Raw genomic sequence first — 20112 nt, 5'->3', positions numbered from 1 at the left:
GCGTGCGGCCCGGCCCCGGGTGCCGGACCGGGCGGCATCGTTGAGAATCGGACCGGAGGTGGTAAGGGTGACCGGTCGTCGGTCCTCTCGGGGAGCTGCCCGGTTCCTGGCCCGGTGCGCGCTGGTGGCGCTCGCGGCCGTGGTAGCGGTGCTGTGTCTGGCGCTCGTCGACGTCGGGGTGCTGGTCTTCGTCGCCGGGATCGCGGGTCTCGTCCTGTCCGCCGCGGGCCTGTGGTGGCTGCTCTCCCTGCGCGGGCTGTCCCGCCTGCTGGGCGCACTGCTCGCGGTCGCCGCGCCGGTCGCGGTGCTCGTCTACTACATCTGGCGGGGCGTCTGGGTCTGGGCGCTGCTCGCCCTGGTGCTGTACGGCCTGGCCCTGGTCTGCGGCCGGGCGGCGATGCGCGCGCATGGCAAGGCGTACGTGGTGCGCGGCCGCGCCGGAAAGCAGCCGCGGCAGCCCTTCCTCATCATGAATCCGCGCTCCGGCGGCGGGAAGGTCGGCCGCTTCGGCCTCGTGGAGAAGGCCGAGCGGCTCGGTGCGCGGGTGCACCTGCTCGACACCGAGGGCGGCGGGACCGATGTGGAGGAGCTGGCGCGCGAGGCCGCCGCGAACGGTGCCGACCTGCTCGGCGTGGCCGGCGGTGACGGCACCCAGGCGCTGGTCGCGGGGGTCGCGGCCGAGCACGGGCTGCCGTTCCTGGTGATCTCGGCGGGCACGCGCAACCACTTCGCCATGGACCTCGGCCTCGACCGCACCGACCCGGCCCGCTGCCTGGACGCACTGACCGACGGCGAGGAACTCCGCGTCGACCTGGGCATGGTGAACGGGCGGCCTTTCGTCAACACCGTGTCCTTCGGGGCGTACGCGGACATCGTGCAGCAGCCCGAGTACCGCGACGCGAAGGCGGGGACCGCGCTCGCGCTGCTGCCCGACCTGCTCGGGACGCAGGGCAGGCGCCTCGACGCGGCCGTCGGGGAGAAGCTGCTCACCGGACAGCAGGCCGTCCTCGTCACCAACAACCCCTATGCCGGGCCCGATCCGCTCGCCGGGGGTCTGCGGCCGCGCCTGGACCGCGGCAAGCTCGGGGTGATCGCCGTGCGCGTGGAGAGCGCGGCCCAGGCCGCCGACCTCGCCGTCCGGGGCGCACACGCGCAGGGCGTCGTCTTCGCGACGGTGCGCGGCGTCGAGGTGACGGCCCCGGAAGACGCGATTCCGGTCGCGGTGGACGGTGAGGCGCTGATGCTGCCCGCCCCGGTCGTCTGTACGGTGCGCCACCGGGCCCTGCGCGTCCTGGTCCCCCGCACCCGGCCGGGCACGGTGGCGCCGGCCTCACCGCTGAACTGGCGCTGGATCACGGCGCTGGCCCTCGGGCGTGCGCGATGAGGGCGGCGGACGCACACGGTGCCACCGGCGTTCCCGACGACGAGACGGGCGGGTCGCGCCGGGCCGGGTCCGTGGGGGCGATCGTCGCCGCCGCGCTGCGCGACCTGCGCGCCATCGACGGTGCGGTGTACGCGGCGGTGGCCACCACACCCACGCCCACGCTGGACACGGCGCTGCGGCGGCTGTCCCGGGCGGCCGACCACTCCAAGCTCTCGCTGGGCATCGCCGCAGGGCTCGCCGTCTTCCCCGGACGGCCCCGGCAGGCGGCCTGTGCGGGGCTCGGCGCGGTCGCCGTGGCCTCCGCCTCGGCGAACCTGCTCGCCAAACGCCTGGTCCGCCGGCGGCGCCCGGACCGGGAGTCGGCCCGGGTCACGGTCGCACGCCAGGTCCCCATGCCCGCTTCGGCCTCCTTCCCGTCCGGCCACACCGCCTCGGCCGTCGCCTTCGCCATCGGAGCCGGCACCGTCCTGCCAGGGGCCCTGCTGCCGCTCTGGAGCCTGGCGAGCGCCGTCGCCTACTCCCGCGTCCACACCGGCGTCCACTACCCCGGCGACGTGACCGCGGGCGCGGCCCTCGGCGTAGCGAGCGCGGTCACGGCAGGCCGACTGCGCAGGGTTCTGCCCTGGGGAGGACCCTGCTGACAGCAGGGAGGTGAGGCAGGGGTTCAGTCCATCCTCCGCGGTCCGCTGCGGCGGTATCCCTCCCAGACGGGCCCGCCCGCCGCGTCGAGGACCTCCGTGACCAGGGCGGTGAGACCCTCCGGAGCGCCGCGCAGCGCGGCCTGCGCCGCCTCGTCCAGGCGCGCCGCCAGGTCCGGCGCGACCGGTTCGAGGCGCCGGGCCAGCCACTTGCCGCCGCCGAGCCACGTGCCGTGGGTCAGCAGGGCCAGTTCGCCGGTCCGCCGGACGAGTTCGGCCACGACGAACAGCCGCTCCCCCGCGTCCGTAACGGCGCCGAAGTCGTCGAGCAGGTCCGTCAGCGCGTACCGGGCGTCCTCCAGCGCCGCGCCGGTGACCGGGGGCGGGCCCGCGGCCGCGAGGCGCTTCGCCGTCTCCGCCATCCGTGCCCCGGTCCCGTCGGCGTCGAGCAGCAGCGCCCCGTCGGCGCACATCCACAGCAGAGGCGATTTCCGCTGCGCGATCTCCGGGGTCACGAAGCTGTGCCAGGAGTCCTCGGTGTGCACGAACAGCTCCACCGGCCAGTCCCGGTACCGCAGGCTCTCGCGGTACGGGGCGGGCGGGCCGTCGAGCAGGACGACGACGTCCAGGTCGGACCGGGCGGTGCGGCGGCTCGTCAGGACACTGCCGCCGAGGAACGCGGCGCGGGCGTCGGGGTGACGCTCCAAAACAAAGGCACGGGCAACTTCGAGTACGTCCATGCCCCTACTCTGCCGTGGCCCCCGTGGTCCGGGCGTCGCGGGGCGCTGTCAGTGGTGGGTGGCAGCATCGGTCGTATGACGGATGCGACGCCATTCACCTGGGGCCCGTTCCTGCGCGACTGGAGCGGGGAGTGGTCGGATTCCCTCTCCGACGACGAGACGCACGCGCGGGAGGACGAGACCGCCCGGCGGGATCGTTGGCTGGGGTTTCCGGCGGCGCCCGAGGACCGGATAGCGGCCTTGGAGGAGCGCCTCGGCCGGCGGATGCCCCCGTCGTACCGGGAGTTCCTCGCCGTCAGCGACGGATGGCGGCACGCGGGCGGTTTCATCACCCTGCTGGCGGGGACCTCGGAGGCCCGCTGGCACAACGACGCGTCCGGGCTCGCGGCGATGTTCGAGGAATACCTGGACGACGATCCCACCCCCGAGGAGCTGCGGGACGTGGCGATCTGGCGCCGCGGGCTCCAGCTGGACGTCGAGTCCGACGCGATGAGTGTCGTGCTGGATCCCGAGGACGTGGACGAGAACGGCGAGTGGGCCGTGTTCACCTGGGCGAGCTGGCTGGCCGAACCACCCCAGCGGTTCCCGGACTTCGCCACGTTCATGCGGGACAAGCACCGGGAGTTCCACCGCTTGCGGGCCCGTCCGGCGGACGGGGAGCCGGAGTTCGTCAACGCCACGACGCGACGGCTGGACGCCCAGGTGGAGGAGGCCCGGCTGCGGGCGCTGGGCGGCGACTGGGAGCGGGCCGAGCGGGCGCTGGACGAGGCGAAGGGGTACGGCAGGCCGAGGGCCGACGGGCTGAGCGACCAGATACGCCGCCTGCTCGGGCAGACGGACCTGTCCTACCAGGACCTGGCGATCGACCCACGGTACGCCGTCGAGCTGCTCCCGCCGTTGGTCGCCGACTACGCGAGGCACCGGCACCGGGACGACTCCGGGCTGAAGTACAGCCTGAGGGGAGCAACCGACGACGTGATGGCGTCGGCGCACTCGCTACTGGAGCAGGTGCGCTCGGGCGCCTACCAGTACACGGCGGCCGGGCCGTTCGGGGAAGCGGTCGAACGGGCCCGCGAGTCGGCGCGGTGGGGCGACACCGACGGGGCGTGGCGGACGATGACGGACGCCCTGCCGCTGTGGCAGCCGCTGGGGCCCGACCACTTGGCGCCGCTGGGCTGGGTGGCCGATCCGCTGCTCGGCCCGCTGCTGACCCCGGAGCGGGGGCGGGAGCTGTTGTCCTCCCCCAGGGGCGGACAGCCGGGTGAGCCACGCGGCGATGAGGCACCATCGGATCCGGCGGGCCTGTCCTGGCTCGCCGACCCGGACTCCCCCGGCAACCACACGTCCTACCGGTTCGTCCTGGTCGAAGGGGTGGAGCCGTGGGACCTCCCCGGACGCCTCGCGGACGAGGAAGGGGCCGCGCTGGACCAGCCGATGACCTCTTTCGAAGCCCACAGCCGATGGCTCCGCGGGCGGCGGGAGTTCTCGTCCTTCGACGACCGGGCCCTCGTGGCGGTCGGCCGGGCGGGCGCTCGCTGGAGCTTCGCCTTCGACGGCGACCGTCCGCGTCTCGCACCGCAGCGGTTCGTCTCCCCGGCCGCCGCCGCCTGTGCGGACGCCCGTGCCGTGGTCGTGTGGGGCGGTCTGCGGGACGGGTTCGGGGACCCGTTCTTCCACCTCTCCGTGGCGAAGGCCGGTGCGGAGATGTACGCCTTCACGTACGCGGACGGAGAGGTGCGGCGGACGGGGCCGATCCCACCGGCTCTGGACCCGGACCGGTTCTTCACGTCCCAAGAGGAGCCCGCCGGAACGGAGGCGGTCATCGGGACGGAACGGGCGCTGCTGGAGGCGATAGCCGGCGAGTTCGGAGTCCATCTGCCGCGCCACGCGATCACGTGGGGACGGCTACACACGTTCACCACCCGCTCCTGGACCCGGCCGCCGCAGGACGGTGAGACCTTCACCGTGATCAGGCTCGGCTGAGGCCCGAACCGACGGACGCGGGGCACGGGCCCCCTCCGGCGTGTGCGCCGAGCACCGGCCGACACCGGGTCCGGGCGAGCGGATCGTCGCCCTCACCCCGGCAGCAGCCGCACCGCCGCGTCCCGCAGCCGGGTGCGTTCCGTGCTCATGAAGCGGTGCAGGGTCCGGGAGGCGAAGGCGGTCCGCTGGGCGCTGCGGCGGCGTTCGCGGTCGTAGGCGCGCAGGGCTCCGACGACGCCCGCCGGGCCCGGGGCGTCACCGATGGCTGGCTCCCTCCCAGCCAAGAGCGTGAAGCAGCCAGCCAATAACTGCTCGAACGGCTCCCGAGACAGCTGCAGCCGCCAGAGTTACCCACAAAGGGGGCGAAATTGTGATGATGTACGAAGTTTCATGAGAAAAGCTCTCTAGTCGCATCCGCTGATGCGGCATGCCCACGCCAGCACGCCAGGGAACGATGAGGTAGGCAGCACGAAGGGTTCGATCGACCTCAGAACCGAGTCGGTCGACATGACGCAGAAGCTCACGCAGACCTCTGGACGAGTAGAAGCAAGCCCAGAGGCTGCATATAGCGAGCATCAGGAAGCGTTCAGCGAAACCTGGAGCATCTCGGTGAACGACTTGAGCAGTGTCACGTACTGAGCTGTAGGCATCGCAGCCAGCTCCTGTGTGCTCATTCCCAGAATGAGCCCTTCGTCTCGCACCGGTTCACGCCTACTGGGCAGGTCGGCAGTTGCTGAATCAGGCAACTGACCGCCAGCAGGCGCGTGCACACGTCCATAGCGGTCGCGGTGGATGATCAGGGCCTCTGTCAGCCACTCGATCAAGTACATCCCGCGCCTCGGATTACGGGACAAGCCTCGCGCCAGATGCTGCGCCAACGCCTCTGACTGGACCGGCCCGTCCTCGAGAGCCGCAAGCGCAGATCGCGCAGACCAGTGCCGCTGGAACAAACCGTGCAGCAGAAGCCTACCTCGGGTATGGTCATCCACCCTGATCTCTGCCCACGAATCACCCGCGGCCGTAGACGAGTACCGCCCGCGCGCACCGGAGAGCAGTCCCACGGAGACAAAGAATCGAAGACACTCGGTCACGGTCTCGCTGCCGATCTGGATCTGCGCGGCAACCTGCGAGCTTTTGACGGTGAGGAAATCAGGACCGCTGAGCCGAATGGCTGCGAGCAGGATCTGTTCCTGATGTTTCAAGGTTGTCCTACTGGTCGGCAGCACGCGCTCCAGTGAAGCATCAGCACTCACTGCCGCACCGCCCGCCACCTTCAAGGCTCAGCTCTGCGAAGTCAGGTTGGAACATCAGCCCTACTTTTCGATTAGTTGCCGACTCGAAGGCGCGTGACCGATGTTGCTTCGCTATAGTGACCACGCGCGATCGAAAAATCGAATGTCTCTACGTTCGCATGCGCACCCGGGCACCGTCGGCCTGCCTGCCGGCGGTGCTCGTACGCTCCCGGCCGTCCGGGACCGCTTCGCTCAGGAAGCACCATTCCCTGCCGATTGCGAGCCGCTCCCGTACACACCACGACCGCACCGAACAACGTCACCGCGCTTGATCAGCCGACTCAATTCGGCACTCACACTCCCGGGCTTTGTGCCGGGGCGCAGCTGCTGAACGTGATCGACGATCTCACTTCGTGCGGCTTGGCTTCGCTCCTCGATGAAAGCCCTGATCAAGCTGGCTACGGGGTCTTGTTCCGGTGCGGTCTGCGTTTGCTGTGCCCGGTAAGAGCCACTCAGCCCGTCCTGCCCGACGCCAGGGCCAGGCACGAGCTCATGCAAGAGCGCTTGAGTCACTTCAAGCGCGAGAGCGGAAGCCTGAGACCTCAGGACCATCTCCTCAACCTTGCCGTTCGCCGCCCGTGCTGCTTCACGCGCTTCCTCCAATGCAAGAGCATCACGATCTCTCAACTCCTGCAGTTGGCGCGCGCCAGACAGAAGGTATGCCTTGCGAGCCACGCCTCCCCTCCTCTCTCATCGGTGCGACCATAGTGGCTAACCAGCGCACACAAAGCGGCCGCATCCACAACTTCTTGTCTCGCGGCACGACGTCCAAGCAACGGCGCACTGAAATTTTCCTTGGCACCTGGGAAACCACGCCCTCAACCAAGGATGCACGCCCCTCAAAGGGAATTATTTCGACGTAGGGGTGACAACGAGATCACCTAGTTGACAGGCGAGTGCCGCCACCCCACCGCGCATGCTTGGTAGCCACCAGTCGGTGCCTGCAAACCCCCAAAGCCAACGCCCTCAGCCAACAACACCGCCCTCCGTCGCGCTCCGCGTTGGAGCAGTCGGCTTCCACGGCCAGGGCTGCATGAAAGGGCCTTAAAAGCACAGCCCCCACCGACGAGGCTCGCCCTCACCCCGGCAGCAGCCGCACCGCCGCGTCCCGCAGCCGGGTGCGTTCCGTGCTCATGAAGCGGTGCAGGGTCCGGGAGGCGAAGGCGGTCCGCTGGGCGCTGCGGCGGCGTTCGCGGTCGTAGGCGCGCAGGGCCCCGGCGACGCCCTCCCGGCCGCGGGGCGCCGCGGTGAGCGCGCGGGTCAGGGCGTCCGCGTCCAGGATCGCGGTGCAGGCGCCCTGGCCCAGGTTGGGCGTCATGGCGTGGGCCGCGTCGCCGACCAGGGCGACGGGGGCCACGGGGGCGGTGGAGACGAAGGACGGCAGCGCCGGGTGCAGGTGGCGCATCTCGTAGCGGATCCAGGTCGCCGGGTCGGTGGCGGCCAGGATGCGCGGGATCGGGTCGTGCCAGCCGGCGAAGAGGCCGCGCAGGTCGTCGGCGGTGGTGGCCTCGGGGGCGGTGGCGTACCAGTTGGTGCGGCCCGGTTCGACCGGGGTCAGCCCGAAGAAGCGGCCGCTCCCCCAGGTCTCTCCGTGCACCGGGCTCTCGATGTCGGCGATGCCGATCCAGGCGACGGTGCCGACCTCGCGCGGGCCGCTGCGGTCGCCGAAGCGGGCGGTGCGTACGGCGCTGCGGATGCCGTCGGCGCCGATCACCAGGTCCTGCCCGGCGGCGAGGGCGTCCACATCGGTGACCCGTTCGCCCAGCTTGATCGGTACGTCACCGAAGGCGTCCAGCCCCGCGAGCAGGGCGTCGAGCAAGTACGGCCGGGAGATGAGGAGTTCGGGGCGGCCCGCCTTGCGTTCGATGCGTTCCAGCGGAAGCCGGGCGATCGACGTGCCGTCCGGGGTGCGGATGTGCGCGTCGCGGTAGGGCACGGCGTGCTCGCGCAGTGCGTCGCCGACGCCGAGGCGGTCGAGCGCGGACTGCGCGGTGGGGTGGATGCCGAAGGCCGCTCCGTACCGCTCCAGTTCCGTGCGGCGCTCCAGCACCGTCACGCTCCAGCCCGCGCGGCGGAGTCCGATCGCGATCGCCAGTCCGCCGATGCCCGCGCCGACCACGGTCGCCGTCCCTGTCATGTCGCGCTCCCGGAGCTCGTAGGGCCATGCAGAAGAACCACCACATCCGTGGTACCACGGCTGGGGTAGCATCGGCAAGGACAGGTGGCGGAGACGAGGGAGCGGGCGCGGGTGAATCCGGACCGGCGGGACCGGCTGCGGGACGCGGCGATCGAGGTGCTGGCCCGGGACGGCGGGCGCGGGCTGACGCACCGGGCCGTGGACCAGGCCGCCGAGGTGCCGTCCGGCACCACCAAGAACTACTTCCCCACCCGGGACGCCGTCCTCCGCGCGGTGGCGGAGCGCTGCCTGGAGCAGTACCTCGCACTCACCGGACAGCTCGCCGCCGGCCCGGGCCCCGCGGACCGCGAGGGACTGGTGGCCCTCTTCCGCTCGCTCCTGGAGAACGTCGCGGGGCCGGGCCGCCCCCGTCTTCTCGCGGTGCTGGAGCTCCAGGCCGAGGCGACCCGGCGACCCTGGCTCTCCGGCATCCTCGACCCGATGGCGAGCGGCGACTTCGCGGGCTTCGCGCTGGCCCAGCGCGCCGCCGGGCTGCCCGTGACCCCGCAGCGGGCCGCCGTCGTCACCCTCGCCCTGCACGCGGCGGTCCCGCACCTCCTGACGGACGGGCCGGAGACGCTCGCGGCGGCGGGACTCGACGATCCGGACCGCTTCGTGCGCGACCTCCTGGACACGGTGTACCCGCCGGACGCGACGGCCTGAGGCCCACGCCCGGCCCGACGGCGAACACCCGGGCGCCATGCCCGGCCCGGCGGACGCGACCACCCGAGCGCACGCGACCCGCCCGGCAGCGACGACCTGAAGCCCGCACCCCGATCCCGGCAGGATCCCCGCACCCTGACGGACCGGCACATTCCGGCGCGCGGATCTGGCCAGAACCCGACGCCGTCTCATCTGGCGGTCATCACACCTCTTCCCGCCCGCGACGGCCCGGTGACCTTCACGCGCGAAACCTGTGACCACCCTGTGAATACCGGGCTCCAGAACGCCCGGTAACACTGTGGCAATGATCGGCGAAACGTCCGCTTAACGAACATGACCTTTCCGGCAACGAACGAAAACCGGCCAAGTTATTGACGCGCTCCTGACAGGCACGGTCGTCGGCTGACACTCTTCACCCCGTTCTGCGCACCGCCTGCACCGTCCGGACAGCCCCTCCAGGCCGCCCGGTACCCCCCTCGCAGAAGGAGTCCGCGTGAGATCCACGCCCAGCCGTCGCGCCACCGCGACCGGCGCTCTGATAGCCGCAGCAGCCCTCATAGCCGTCGCCGTCCCGTCCGGCGCCGCGACCGCCACCTCCGCCCCCGCCTCGGCCCCGCTCGGCGGCATCACCGCCGGTACGAAGGCCGACCCGGGCGCCCTGCCCGCCAAGCTCTCCCCCGCCCAGCGCGCGGAGCTGCTCAGCGAGGCGAACGCCACGAAGGCGGCCACCGCCAAGGAGCTCGGTCTCGGGTCCTCCGAGAAGCTCGTGGTCCGTGACGTGGTCCAGGACCGCGACGGCACCACGCACACCCGCTACGAGCGCACCCTCGACGGGCTCCCCGTCCTCGGCGGCGACCTCGTGGTCAAGGAGTCCGCGGCCGGGAAGACCGAGGGCGTCAGCAAGGCGTCGAAGGCGACCAGCGCGCAGCTGAAGGCCGTCGGCCTGACCGCCGACGTGGCCCCGGCCGCCGCCGAGAAGCAGGCGCTCGGCGCGGCCAAGGCCGAGGGTTCGAAGGCCAAGAAGGCGGAGAACGCCCCGCGCAAGGTGGTCTGGCTGGGCAGCGGCTCCCCGCAGCTCGCGTACGAGACCGTGGTCGGCGGACTCCAGCACGACGGCACCCCGAACGAGCTGCACGTGCTCACCGACGCCACCTCGGGCGAGAAGCTCTACGAGTGGCAGGCCGTCCACAACGGCACGGGCAACACGCAGTACAACGGCCAGGTCACCCTGGGCACCGCGCCCTCGTACACCCTGACCGACACCACGCGCGGCAACCACAAGACGTACAACCTGAACCGGGGCAGCTCCGGCACCGGCACGCTGTTCTCCGGTCCGGACGACATCTGGGGCGACGGCACTCCGCAGAACGCCGAGACGGCCGGCGCGGACGCCCACTACGGCGCGGCCGAGACGTGGGACTACTACAAGAACGTGCACGGCCGCTCCGGCATCCGCGGTGACGGCGTCGGCGCGTACTCCCGCGTCCACTACGGCAACAACTACGTCAACGCGTTCTGGCAGGACAGCTGCTTCTGCATGACGTACGGCGACGGCAGCGGCAACGTCAAGCCGCTGACCTCCCTGGACGTGGCCGCCCACGAGATGACGCACGGCCTGACCTCGGTCACCGCCAAGCTCGTCTACAGCGGTGAGTCCGGCGGTCTCAACGAGGCCACCTCCGACATCTTCGCCGCGGGTGTGGAGTTCTACTCCAACACCACCCAGGACCCTGGCGACTACCTGGTCGGCGAGAAGATCGACATCAACGGCAACGGCACGCCGCTGCGTTACATGGACAAGCCCTCGAAGGACGGCTCGTCCAAGGACTACTGGTACTCGGGCATCGGCAACGTCGACGTCCACTACTCCTCGGGCCCGGCGAACCACTGGTTCTACCTGCTCTCCGAGGGCAGCGGCGCCAAGACCGTCAACGGGGTCAACTACGACTCGCCGACCTCCGACGGGCTCCCGGTGACCGGCATCGGCCGGGACAAGGCGCTGCAGATCTGGTTCAAGGCGCTCACCACGAAGTTCACCTCGACGACCAACTACGCCGCCGCCCGCACCGGCACGCTCGCGGTCGCCAGTGAGCTGTACGGGGCCACCAGCCCCGAGTACGCGGCCGTGGCCCACGCCTGGGCCGGCATCAACGTGGGCGCCCGCCCCGGCGGCGGCAACCCCGACCCGGGCGGCAAGGTGTTCGAGAACACCACCGCGGTGAACATCCCGGACGCCGGTGCGGCCGTCACCAGCTCGGTCACCGTCTCCGGTGTCACCGGCAACGCGCCGAGCACCCTCAAGGTGGACGTGAACATCTCGCACACCTGGCGCGGTGACCTGGTCATCGACCTGGTGGCCCCGGACGGCACGGCCTACCGGCTGAAGAACTCCTCCTCCGGCGACTCCGCGGACAACGTGGTGGCGACCTACACGGTCAACGCCTCGTCCGAGGTGGCCAACGGGGTCTGGAAGCTGAAGGTCCAGGACGTCGCCCGGCAGGACACCGGAAAGATCAACAGCTTCAAGCTGACCTTCTGATCCACCGGATCCGACCGATCCACCCGCTGTGACCGAACGGCCCGGGAGAGGGAGACCTCTTCCCGGGCCGTTGGTCGTCGTGCGAAAGGCCTTGTCAGGCCGGGTTGTTCGCGTGGGTCAGGGTCTCCCAGGCGACGAACAGGTTGTTCGACCCGGCGGGCCGCTGCCGCTCGGTCAGCGTCTGGGTGTTGGTCATGGCGTACCCGAGACGGTTGGCGAGCGCGTTGAAGCCGACCTCGGTGACCGGGCCCAGACTGTCCTTGAGGGAGCCGCCGCAGAGCGAGGACGGCACGGGCGTGCCCAGCTGGTGCTTGGCGTGCAGCCCCATCGCGTGGCGCAGCCGGTCGGCGATCTCCGGATAGAGGTCCTGGCCCTGGATGCGGCTGGTCTCGGCGATGTGCGAGATGGCGGAGAGGCCGTAGCCGGTGTGGGTCAGGTCGCGGCAGGTCTCCTGGGAGAGCCCGTCCATGAAGGTGGACTGCCCCTGCCAGTAGTTGATGACTTTCGCCCGGGTGTCGAGCCCGCTGCCGGGGGCGACCTTCGGCAGCGACCCGTCGGCGGTCACATAGATGTACGCCGGGACACGTCCGCGGAACTTGCCGACGGCCTTGTCGTAGGCGGCGCGGTCCTCCAGGAAGACCGCGATCCCGATCGCCGCCTCGGTCATGGACAGCTCCCAGTTGCCGTTGGAGTGGGAGCCGTTGGTGACCTCGGGGAGGTACACATTGCGCAGCATCGTGCCGAAGCGGCCGGAGCCCGGCCAGCTGCTGTAGGTGTACTTGATGATCTCGGCGGCGCGCGGCCAGGAGGATCCGGCCCAGCCGGTCTGGAGCGGCGCGTTGCTGTTGGTGTGGTCCTTGATCACGGCCGACCAGGCGTCCATGATCTGGATCGCCTTCTGGGCGTACCGGCTGTCCTGGGTGATGTACCAGGCGAGCGAGAGCGTGTACGCGGCGATGGCGTCCTCGCGCTCGTCCGTGCAGCCGTTGTTGGGGTTGGAGTACGAGCCGCACTCGACGACCGCGCGCGGCTTGGCGGTCCGGGTCAGGGAGGCGTACTTGCTGCCCATCATCTGGTCGTAGGCGCTCTTCCAGGGCTGGGCGCCCGCCTGGACCCGGCCCCGGACGAAGTCCAGCTGGGGGCGGCTGACGAGCACGCCGGGGTGGGTGAAGCTCGCCGGGGCGGCGGCCTCGGCGGGCGCCCGGCCGGGCGTCGTGGATCTCTCCGCCACGGCGGGTGCGGCGAGGGCCGTGGTGAGCAGCGCGGCCAGGGCGGCGGCGGTGCCGAGGACGCGGGGGATGGTGCCGGTACGCATGTGGGGTGCCTTCCGGTGGGGTGGCGGTTCAACAGCCCGGCCCGACACAGCAGTTCATGGATATGAACGATGGGCCGCATGTTGAACTCTGCGATGAGTCAGGAACGTAAAGCCATTCCATGGGCACGTCAAGGTTCTGTGTTCACCCCACGAAGGAACCCACCGGCACACACGCAGGGGCCCGGCACCGCGCGGGTGCCGGGCCCCTCGGGTCCGCGATGACGCGCGCTCAGCGCATCAGCACGCCCCCGCCCTCCCCCGTCGCCTCGGTCGGCAGGGCGACCAGGCCCAGTTCGGCGCTGGTGGCCAGCAGCCGGTGGGCGGGCAGGACGCGCACGGTGTAGCCGTACGGTCCCGTCCGGTCCGGGGTGAGCGGGCCCTCGTACAGCCAGCGATCCTCCAGGTCCTGACCGCCCGCCGGCTTCAGCGGGAAGGTCTGGGCGTCCGCGATGGCGTCGCCGGAGTCGACCCGGCCCGCGACCACCTGGACCTCGACGTCGTCCGGCTCCAGGCCGCCGAGCGCGATCCGTACCCGCAGCGCCAGGGTGGCCCCCAGCTCCGCCGAACCGCCCGCGGCGTCCCCGGTGACCGTCTCCACATGGTCGACGGAGACCCCGCGCCAGGCCGCCCGGACCCTGGCCTTCCACGCGGCGAAATCCTGCGCCACCGCGGGTTCCAGTGCCCGGCGGGCCCGCGCGGCGGGGGCGTACAGGCGCTCCACGTACTCGCGCACCATCCGCCCGGCGAGCACCTTCGGGCCGAGGTTGACCAGGGTGGAGCGGACCATCTCGATCCACCGGTCGGGCAGGTCCCCGGCGCCCCGGTCGTAGAAGCGCGGGGCGACCCGGTCCTCGATCAGGGCGTAGAGGGCGTTCGACTCCAGCTCGTCCCGGCGGTCCTCGTCGACCGCGGAGCCGTCGGCGGTGGGGATCTCCCAGCCGAAGTCCGGGTCGAACCACTCGTCCCACCAGCCGTCGCGCACCGACAGGTTGAGGCAGCCGTTGAGCGCCGCCTTCATCCCGCTCGTGCCGCAGGCCTCCAGCGGGCGCAGCGGGTTGTTGAGCCAGACGTCGCAGCCCGGGTAGAGCTTCTGCGCCACGCCCATGCCGTAGTCCGGGAGGAACACGATGCGGTGGCGCACACGCGGGTCGTCCGCGAACCGCACCAGCTCCTGCACCAGCCGCTTCCCGCCGTCGTCGGCCGGGTGGGCCTTGCCCGCGACGACGATCTGGATCGGGTGCGTCGGGTGCAGCAGCAGGGACCGCAGCCGGTCGCGGTCGCGCAGCATCAGCGTCAGCCGCTTGTACGAGGGGACGCGGCGGGCGAAGCCGATGGTCAGGATGTCCGGGTCGAGGACGCCGTCGATCCAGCCCAGCTCGGCGGTGCCCGCGCCGCGCCTGCGCCAGGAGGCGTAGAGGCGGCGGCGGACCTCGGTGACGAGCTGTCCGCGCAGGTCCCGGCGCAGGTCCCAGATCTCCTGGTCGCCGATGCCGGTCACCGCGTCCCAGCGGCGGGGGGTGCCGGTCTGCGCGGAGGCCTCGTCGGCCACCGGGCCGCCGGCCAGCACCTGGTGGGCGCGGCCCTCGCCGACCCGGCCCGCCCCGAGCCGGAAGACCTCGGGGGCGACCCAGGTCGGGGCGTGGACCCCGTTGGTGACGGAGGTGATCGGCACCTCGGCGGGGTCGAAGCCCGGCCAGAGCCCGGAGAACATCTCCCGGCTGACCGCCCCGTGCAGGGTGGAGACCCCGTTGGCGCGCTGGGCGAGCCTGAGGCCCATCACCGCCATGTTGAACAGCTCCGGCTCGCCGCCGGGGTAGGTCTCGGTGCCGAGCGGCAGGATCTTCTCGACGGGTACGCCGGGCAGTTCGCCCTCATCGCCGAAGTGGCGGGCGACGAGCCCCCGGTCGAAACGGTCTATGCCGGCGGGCACCGGGGTGTGGGTGGTGAAGACGGTGCCGGCCCGGACCACTTCGAGGGCGGCCTCGAAGTCGAGTCCGGTGGGGATGAGTTCGCGGATGCGCTCCAGGCCGAGGAAGCCGGCGTGGCCCTCGTTGGTGTGGAACACCTCCGGCTCCGGGGTGCCGGTAAGACGGCACCAGGTGCGCACGGCGCGCACCCCGCCGATGCCGAGCAGCATCTCCTGGAGGAGGCGGTGGTCGCTGCCGCCGCCGTAGAGCCGGTCGGTGACGTCGCGTTCGCCGGGGGCGTTCTCCTCGACGTCGGAGTCGAGGAGGAGCAGCGGCACACGGCCGACCCGGGCCAGCCAGATGCAGGCGTGCAGCGAGCGTCCGCCGGGCAGCGCGAGGACGACCCGGGCCGGGGTGCCGTCGGCCTCACGGACCAGGTCGAGCGGGAGTTCGTTGGGGTCGAGGACGGGATAGTGCTCCTGCTGCCAACCCTCGCGCGAGAGGGTCTGGCGGAAGTAGCCGTGCCGGTAGAGCAGCCCGACGCCGATGAGCGGGACGCCGAGGTCGCTGGCGGCCTTGAGGTGGTCGCCGGCCAGGATGCCGAGGCCGCCGCTGTACTGGGGCAGGGCGGCGGTGACACCGAATTCGGGTGAGAAGTAGGCGATGGCAGAGGGGAGTTCGGCTCCGGCGGCCCGCTGTTCCTGATACCAGCGCGGGCCGTCCAGATATTCCGCCAGATCGGCGGAGGCCGCGGTGAGGCGGCCGAGGTACTCCGCGTCGCCGGCCAGTTCGGTCAGCCGCCCGGCGGACAGCGAGCCGAGCAGGCGTACGGGGTCGGCGTCCGCGGGCCGCCAGCCCTCGGGGTCGGCGGCCCGGAAGAGCTCGCGGGTCTCGGTGTGCCACGACCAGCGCAGGTTGCGCGCGAGGTCGTGGAGGGGTCGAAGGGGTTCGGGGAGAACAGGACGCACGGTGAATCGACGAATGGCCTTCACTGCTCCACCTTTACAGGGGACTTGCGCATCCGAGCGGACGCACCACGGTGTGCGTCCCTTCCGTCACCCCTGACGGTAGCGGCCGTCCGTGGCGGGCTGCCACGGCGCGCGGAGGGCGCGCCCGGCCCGGGGCCCACACGCCGCGCGCCTCCCCACAGATGCCCCACGCACCCCATCAGTGATCTCCCGCCACTCCTCCCACCTGGGGGTTTGGCCGATTTCCCTCCCGTACGCGGCCTTGTGGACCTCATTGCCACAGGGAAAGCTGCCGTGTGGCGCCGCAGAGCGGGTATCCGGAACCCGTGGGGGCGCTTCGGGTCTCCTGCGCCGGGCGGGGCGTGCGCGCCGCGTGCGGCGGAGCCCGAGCGGCCCGTTACGACCGAGTAGTTAACACGGCGCCGGATTTCCCACCCTCCGACGCGGGGAAGGCTTCCCCGGTACACGGCACGACCCGGCCCGCACTCGTTCTCCCGTGCATCCCGAAACATGCACGAAACCCCCGCGACCCACCCATTCGAGTGCCATTCGAGTGAACGCGGACAGGAGCGGCCATGCCCACAGCCCGTCAGCAGACAGCTGAGCAGTTACAAAGGACAGATCCCCGTCTTCGCGGCACACGCGGTCGGTCCTCCGCGCCCGTGCCGTCCTCCGTGCACGCCGAGCTCCTCCAGCCCCCAGGTGATTCCATGATCGGTCGTATTCCCGTCCTGGACGTCCGTCCCCTCGTCGACTGCGGCAGACGGGCGGCGAAGGCCGTCGTCGGTGAGACCTTCCAGGTCACCGCCACCGTCTTCCGCGAAGGCCACGACGCGGTGGCCGCCAATGTCGTCCTGCGCGATCCGAGCGGGCGGGTCGGGCCGTGGACCCCGATGCGCGAGCTGGCGCAGGGCACGGACCGGTGGGGGGCGGACATCACCCCGGACGCCGAGGGCCGCTGGACGTACACGGTGGAGGCCTGGAGCGATCCGGTCGCCACCTGGCGGCACCACGCCGCGATCAAGATCCCGGCCGGCATCGACACGGACCTGGTGCTGGCCGAGGGGGCGGCGCTGCTGGAGCGGGCCGCCGCGGGCGTGCCGAAGAAGCACGGCCGCGAGGCGGTGCTGGCCGCGGTGGACGCGCTGCGCGACACCGGCCACCCGGCCGAGGCCCGGCTGGCGGCGGCCCTGACCCCGGCCGCCGACGCGGTGCTGGCCCGCTATCCGCTGCGCGAACTGGTCACCCGCTCCAAGCCGCTGGCGGTCCGGGTGGAGCGCGAGCGGGCGCTGTTCGGGTCCTGGTACGAGCTGTTCCCGCGCTCCGAGGGGGCGGAGCGGGTGCCGGTGGACCCGGCGGACACCTCGCCGGACGCGCCGACCCGGCTGGTCAGCGGCACCTTCCGGACGGCCGCCGAACGGCTGCCCGCGGTCGCCGCGATGGGGTTCGACGTGGTGTACCTGCCGCCCATCCACCCGATCGGGACGACCCACCGCAAGGGCCCGAACAACACGTTGACGCCCGGGGAGCACGACCCGGGCGTGCCGTGGGCGATCGGTTCGCCCGACGGCGGGCACGACGCGGTCCACCCGGAGCTGGGCACGCTGGAGGACTTCGACCACTTCGTGGCGACCGCCCGCAATCTGCGGATGGAGATCGCGCTGGACTTCGCGCTCCAGTGCTCGCCGGACCACCCGTGGGTCAAGGAGCACCCGGACTGGTTCCACCACCGCGCCGACGGTTCGATCGCGTACGCCGAGAACCCGCCGAAGAAGTACCAGGACATCTACCCGATCGCCTTCGACAAGGACATGCGCGGTCTGGTGGCGGAGACCGTACGCGTTCTGCGCTTCTGGATGGACCACGGGGTGCGTATCTTCCGGGTCGACAACCCGCACACCAAGCCGGTGGTGTTCTGGGAGAAGGTCATCGCCGAGATCAACGGCACCGACCCCGACGTCATCTTCCTGGCGGAGGCGTTCACCCGCCCGGCGATGATGCACACGCTCGGCGCGGTCGGCTTCCAGCAGTCGTACACGTACTTCACCTGGCGCAACACCAAGCAGGAACTGACCGAGTACGTCACGGAGCTGGCCGGGGACGCCGCCTCCTACATGCGGCCCAACTTCTTCGTGAACACCCCCGACATCCTTCCCGGCTACCTCCAGGAGGGCGGCCGCCCGGCCTTCGAGGCGCGGGCGGTGCTGGCCGCGACGCTGGCCCCCTCCTGGGGCGTGTACGCGGGATTCGAGCTGTGCGAGAACACCCCGGCCAAGCCCGGGAGCGAGGAGTACCTGCACTCGGAGAAGTACGAACTGCGCCCGAGGGACTGGGAGTCGGCGGAACGCGAGGGCCGCACGCTCACCCCCCTGATCACCTCGCTGAACCGGATCCGCCGACGTCACCCCGCTCTGCGGCAGCTGCGCGACGTCCACTTCCACCACACCGACAACGAAGCGCTGATCGCCTACAGCAAGCGCTCCGGAACGAACACCGTTCTGGTGGTCGTGAACCTCGACCCGCACCACACCCAGGAGGCCACCGTCTCGTTGGACATGGAGCGGCTCGGCCTTTCCTGGCACGAGCGCGTTCCGGTGCGCGACGAGCTCACCGGCGACACCTATCACTGGGGCAGGAACTTCTACGTGCGCCTAGAGCCGGGCATCACGCCCGCGCACATCGCGGTCCTGCGACCGTCCCCGCCGACCGGAGGGTCACCCACACCATGATCGTCAATGAGCCTGTCCCCGACACGTTCGAGGACACCCCCGCCAAGGACCGCGATCCCGACTGGTTCAAACGAGCCGTCTTCTACGAGGTGCTCGTCCGGTCCTTCCAGGACTCCAACGGCGACGGAATCGGCGACCTCAAGGGCATCACCGCCAAGCTGGACTATCTCCAGTGGCTCGGCGTCGACTGCCTCTGGCTGCCGCCGTTCTTCAAGTCGCCGCTGCGCGACGGGGGCTACGACGTCTCCGACTACACCGCCGTGCTCCCGGAGTTCGGCGACCTCGCCGACTTCGTGGAGTTCGTGGACGCCTCGCACCAGCGCGGCATGCGCGTCATCATCGACTTCGTCATGAACCACACGAGCGATCAGCACGAGTGGTTCCAGCAGTCCCGGACCGACCCCGACGGGCCGTACGGCGACTACTACGTCTGGGCGGACGACGACAAGCAGTTCCAGGACGCCCGGATCATCTTCGTCGACACCGAGACGTCCAACTGGACCTTCGACCCGGTGCGCAAGCAGTACTACTGGCACCGCTTCTTCTCGCACCAGCCGGACCTCAACTACGAGAACCCGGCGGTCCAGGAGGAGATCCTCGCGGCCCTGCGGTTCTGGCTGGACCTGGGCATCGACGGCTTCCGGGTCGACGCGGTGCCCTACCTCTACCAGCGCGAGGGCACCAACTGCGAGAACCTCCCCGAGACCCACCACTTCCTCAAGCGGGTCCGCAAGGAGATCGACGCCAACTACCCGGACACCGTCCTCCTCGCCGAGGCCAACCAGTGGCCGGAGGACGTCGTCGACTACTTCGGCGACTACGAGGCGGGCGGCGACGAATGCCACATGGCGTTCCACTTCCCCGTGATGCCGCGGATCTTCATGGCGGTGCGCCGCGAGAGCCGCTACCCGGTCTCCGAAATCCTGGCCAAGACCCCGGAGATCCCGAAGAACTGCCAGTGGGGCATCTTCCTCCGTAACCACGACGAGCTCACGCTCGAAATGGTCACGGACGAAGAACGCGACTACATGTACGCGGAGTACGCCAAGGACCCGCGGATGCGCGCCAACATCGGCATCCGCAGGCGGCTCGCCCCGCTGCTGGACAACGACCGCAACCAGATCGAGCTGTTCACCGCGCTGCTGCTGTCGCTGCCCGGCTCCCCGATCCTCTACTACGGGGACGAGATCGGGATGGGCGACAACATCTGGCTGGGCGACCGGGACGCGGTGCGCACACCGATGCAGTGGACGCCCGACCGCAACGCCGGGTTCTCCTCCAGCGATCCGGGGCGGCTCTACCTCCCCACGATCATGGACCCGGTCTACGGCTACCAGGTCACCAACGTCGAGGCGTCGATGGCCTCGCCGTCCTCGCTGCTGCACTGGACCCGCCGGATGATCGAGATCCGGAAGCAGAATCCGGCCTTCGGTCTCGGCGAGTACACCGAACTCCCGTCCTCCAACCCGGCGGTGCTGGCGTTCACCCGCGAGTACAAGGACGACCTCGTCCTGTGCGTGCACAACTTCTCGCGGTTCGCGCAGCCGACGGAACTGGACCTCCGATCGTTCAACGGACGTCATCCGGTGGAATTGATCGGCGGGGTACGCTTCCCGGCCATCGGTCAGTGGCCCTACCTGCTGACCCTTGCGGGACACGGCTTCTACTGGTTCCGGCTGCGCAAGGACGCGCCGCCGGCCTGAGAGAGCGTCGGTTACGTGCGGGGCGGTTTCCACCGCCCCGCACGGGGCACTCTGAGCGAAACGAGAACCCCGGGG

13 protein-coding genes and 1 pseudogene are annotated in these 20112 nt (G+C 70.9%); 7 read left to right on the top strand and 7 right to left on the bottom strand.

Going from position 1 to position 20112, the window contains the following annotated elements; translation table 11 throughout:
* The first annotated feature begins 67 nt into the window (after nucleotides 1-67).
* Both IE134_RS15105 and IE134_RS15100 read left to right on the top strand, forming a co-directional pair.
* The gene (locus IE134_RS15105; RefSeq protein WP_098020071.1) at nucleotides 68-1384 is read left to right on the top strand and encodes a diacylglycerol/lipid kinase family protein; all 1317 of its coding nucleotides are present in this window, start codon (nucleotides 68-70) and stop codon (nucleotides 1382-1384) included.
* On the top strand, nucleotides 1381-2025 hold the full coding sequence (locus tag IE134_RS15100; protein ID WP_098020072.1) for a phosphatase PAP2 family protein: 645 nt from the start codon (nucleotides 1381-1383) through the stop codon (nucleotides 2023-2025). Before IE134_RS15105 ends, IE134_RS15100 begins: the two co-directional genes overlap by 4 nt.
* A gap of 23 nt (nucleotides 2026-2048) precedes the next feature.
* Here IE134_RS15100 and IE134_RS15095 read toward each other — a convergent pair whose 3' ends face one another.
* Nucleotides 2049-2762 carry a nucleotidyltransferase domain-containing protein gene (locus IE134_RS15095; protein ID WP_189430742.1) on the bottom strand — a complete coding sequence of 238 codons (714 nt, stop codon included), beginning with the start codon at nucleotides 2760-2762 and terminating at the stop codon, nucleotides 2049-2051.
* A gap of 75 nt (nucleotides 2763-2837) precedes the next feature.
* On the opposite strand from IE134_RS15095, the gene IE134_RS15090 reads away from it, so the two are divergent.
* Nucleotides 2838-4745 (top strand): SMI1/KNR4 family protein, encoded by a 1908-nt coding sequence (locus tag IE134_RS15090; protein WP_189430741.1) that lies wholly within the window; start codon nucleotides 2838-2840, stop codon nucleotides 4743-4745.
* A 92-nt stretch (nucleotides 4746-4837) separates the two neighbouring features.
* On the opposite strand, the pseudogene IE134_RS15085 reads toward IE134_RS15090, so the two are convergent.
* The 4 genes and pseudogenes from IE134_RS15085 to IE134_RS15070 all read right to left on the bottom strand — a co-directional run.
* A pseudogene (locus tag IE134_RS15085) lies at nucleotides 4838-4996 on the bottom strand (FAD-dependent monooxygenase); the annotation flags it as partial.
* A 324-nt stretch (nucleotides 4997-5320) separates the two neighbouring features.
* Nucleotides 5321-5971, bottom strand: coding sequence for a hypothetical protein (locus IE134_RS15080; RefSeq protein ID WP_032783738.1), 651 nt, complete (start codon nucleotides 5969-5971; stop codon nucleotides 5321-5323).
* 258 nt (nucleotides 5972-6229) lie between these two features.
* Nucleotides 6230-6712 (bottom strand): hypothetical protein, encoded by a 483-nt coding sequence (locus tag IE134_RS15075; RefSeq protein ID WP_189430739.1) that lies wholly within the window; start codon nucleotides 6710-6712, stop codon nucleotides 6230-6232.
* A 403-nt stretch (nucleotides 6713-7115) separates the two neighbouring features.
* Nucleotides 7116-8174 (bottom strand): FAD-dependent oxidoreductase, encoded by a 1059-nt coding sequence (locus tag IE134_RS15070; protein WP_189430737.1) that lies wholly within the window; start codon nucleotides 8172-8174, stop codon nucleotides 7116-7118.
* 111 nt (nucleotides 8175-8285) lie between these two features.
* Between IE134_RS15070 and IE134_RS15065 the strand changes: the two genes are divergently transcribed.
* Both IE134_RS15065 and IE134_RS15060 read left to right on the top strand, forming a co-directional pair.
* Nucleotides 8286-8876, top strand: coding sequence for a TetR/AcrR family transcriptional regulator (locus IE134_RS15065; RefSeq protein WP_126930773.1), 591 nt, complete (start codon nucleotides 8286-8288; stop codon nucleotides 8874-8876).
* Nucleotides 8877-9369: 493 nt separating this feature from the next.
* Entirely contained in the window at nucleotides 9370-11415 is a 2046-nt protein-coding gene (locus tag IE134_RS15060) for a M4 family metallopeptidase (RefSeq protein WP_189430735.1), read from the top strand.
* 94 nt (nucleotides 11416-11509) lie between these two features.
* On the opposite strand, the gene IE134_RS15055 is transcribed toward IE134_RS15060, so the two are convergent.
* Together IE134_RS15055 and glgP are read right to left on the bottom strand one after the other, a co-directional pair.
* Nucleotides 11510-12730, bottom strand: coding sequence for an alginate lyase family protein (locus IE134_RS15055; protein WP_030715102.1), 1221 nt, complete (start codon nucleotides 12728-12730; stop codon nucleotides 11510-11512).
* Between the two features lie 229 nt (nucleotides 12731-12959).
* Nucleotides 12960-15629: an alpha-glucan family phosphorylase gene (gene glgP, locus IE134_RS15050; RefSeq protein ID WP_189430733.1), complete on the bottom strand. Its 2670-nt coding sequence runs from the start codon at nucleotides 15627-15629 to the stop codon at nucleotides 12960-12962.
* A gap of 686 nt (nucleotides 15630-16315) precedes the next feature.
* Between glgP and IE134_RS15045 the strand changes: the two genes are divergently transcribed.
* Both IE134_RS15045 and treS read left to right on the top strand, forming a co-directional pair.
* The gene (locus tag IE134_RS15045; protein WP_030715107.1) at nucleotides 16316-18334 is read left to right on the top strand and encodes an alpha-1,4-glucan--maltose-1-phosphate maltosyltransferase; all 2019 of its coding nucleotides are present in this window, start codon (nucleotides 16316-16318) and stop codon (nucleotides 18332-18334) included.
* Complete coding sequence (treS, locus tag IE134_RS15040) at nucleotides 18331-20037, top strand: maltose alpha-D-glucosyltransferase (protein ID WP_030715110.1); 1707 nt, start codon at nucleotides 18331-18333, stop codon at nucleotides 20035-20037. Before IE134_RS15045 ends, treS begins: the two co-directional genes overlap by 4 nt.
* The last annotated feature ends 75 nt before the right edge of the window (nucleotides 20038-20112 follow it).

The sequence above is a fragment of the Streptomyces rubiginosohelvolus genome, from assembly GCF_014649875.1.
Classification (GTDB): Bacteria; Actinomycetota; Actinomycetes; order Streptomycetales; family Streptomycetaceae; genus Streptomyces; species Streptomyces rubiginosohelvolus.
This window is presented reverse-complemented; position numbering and strand designations above follow the sequence as displayed.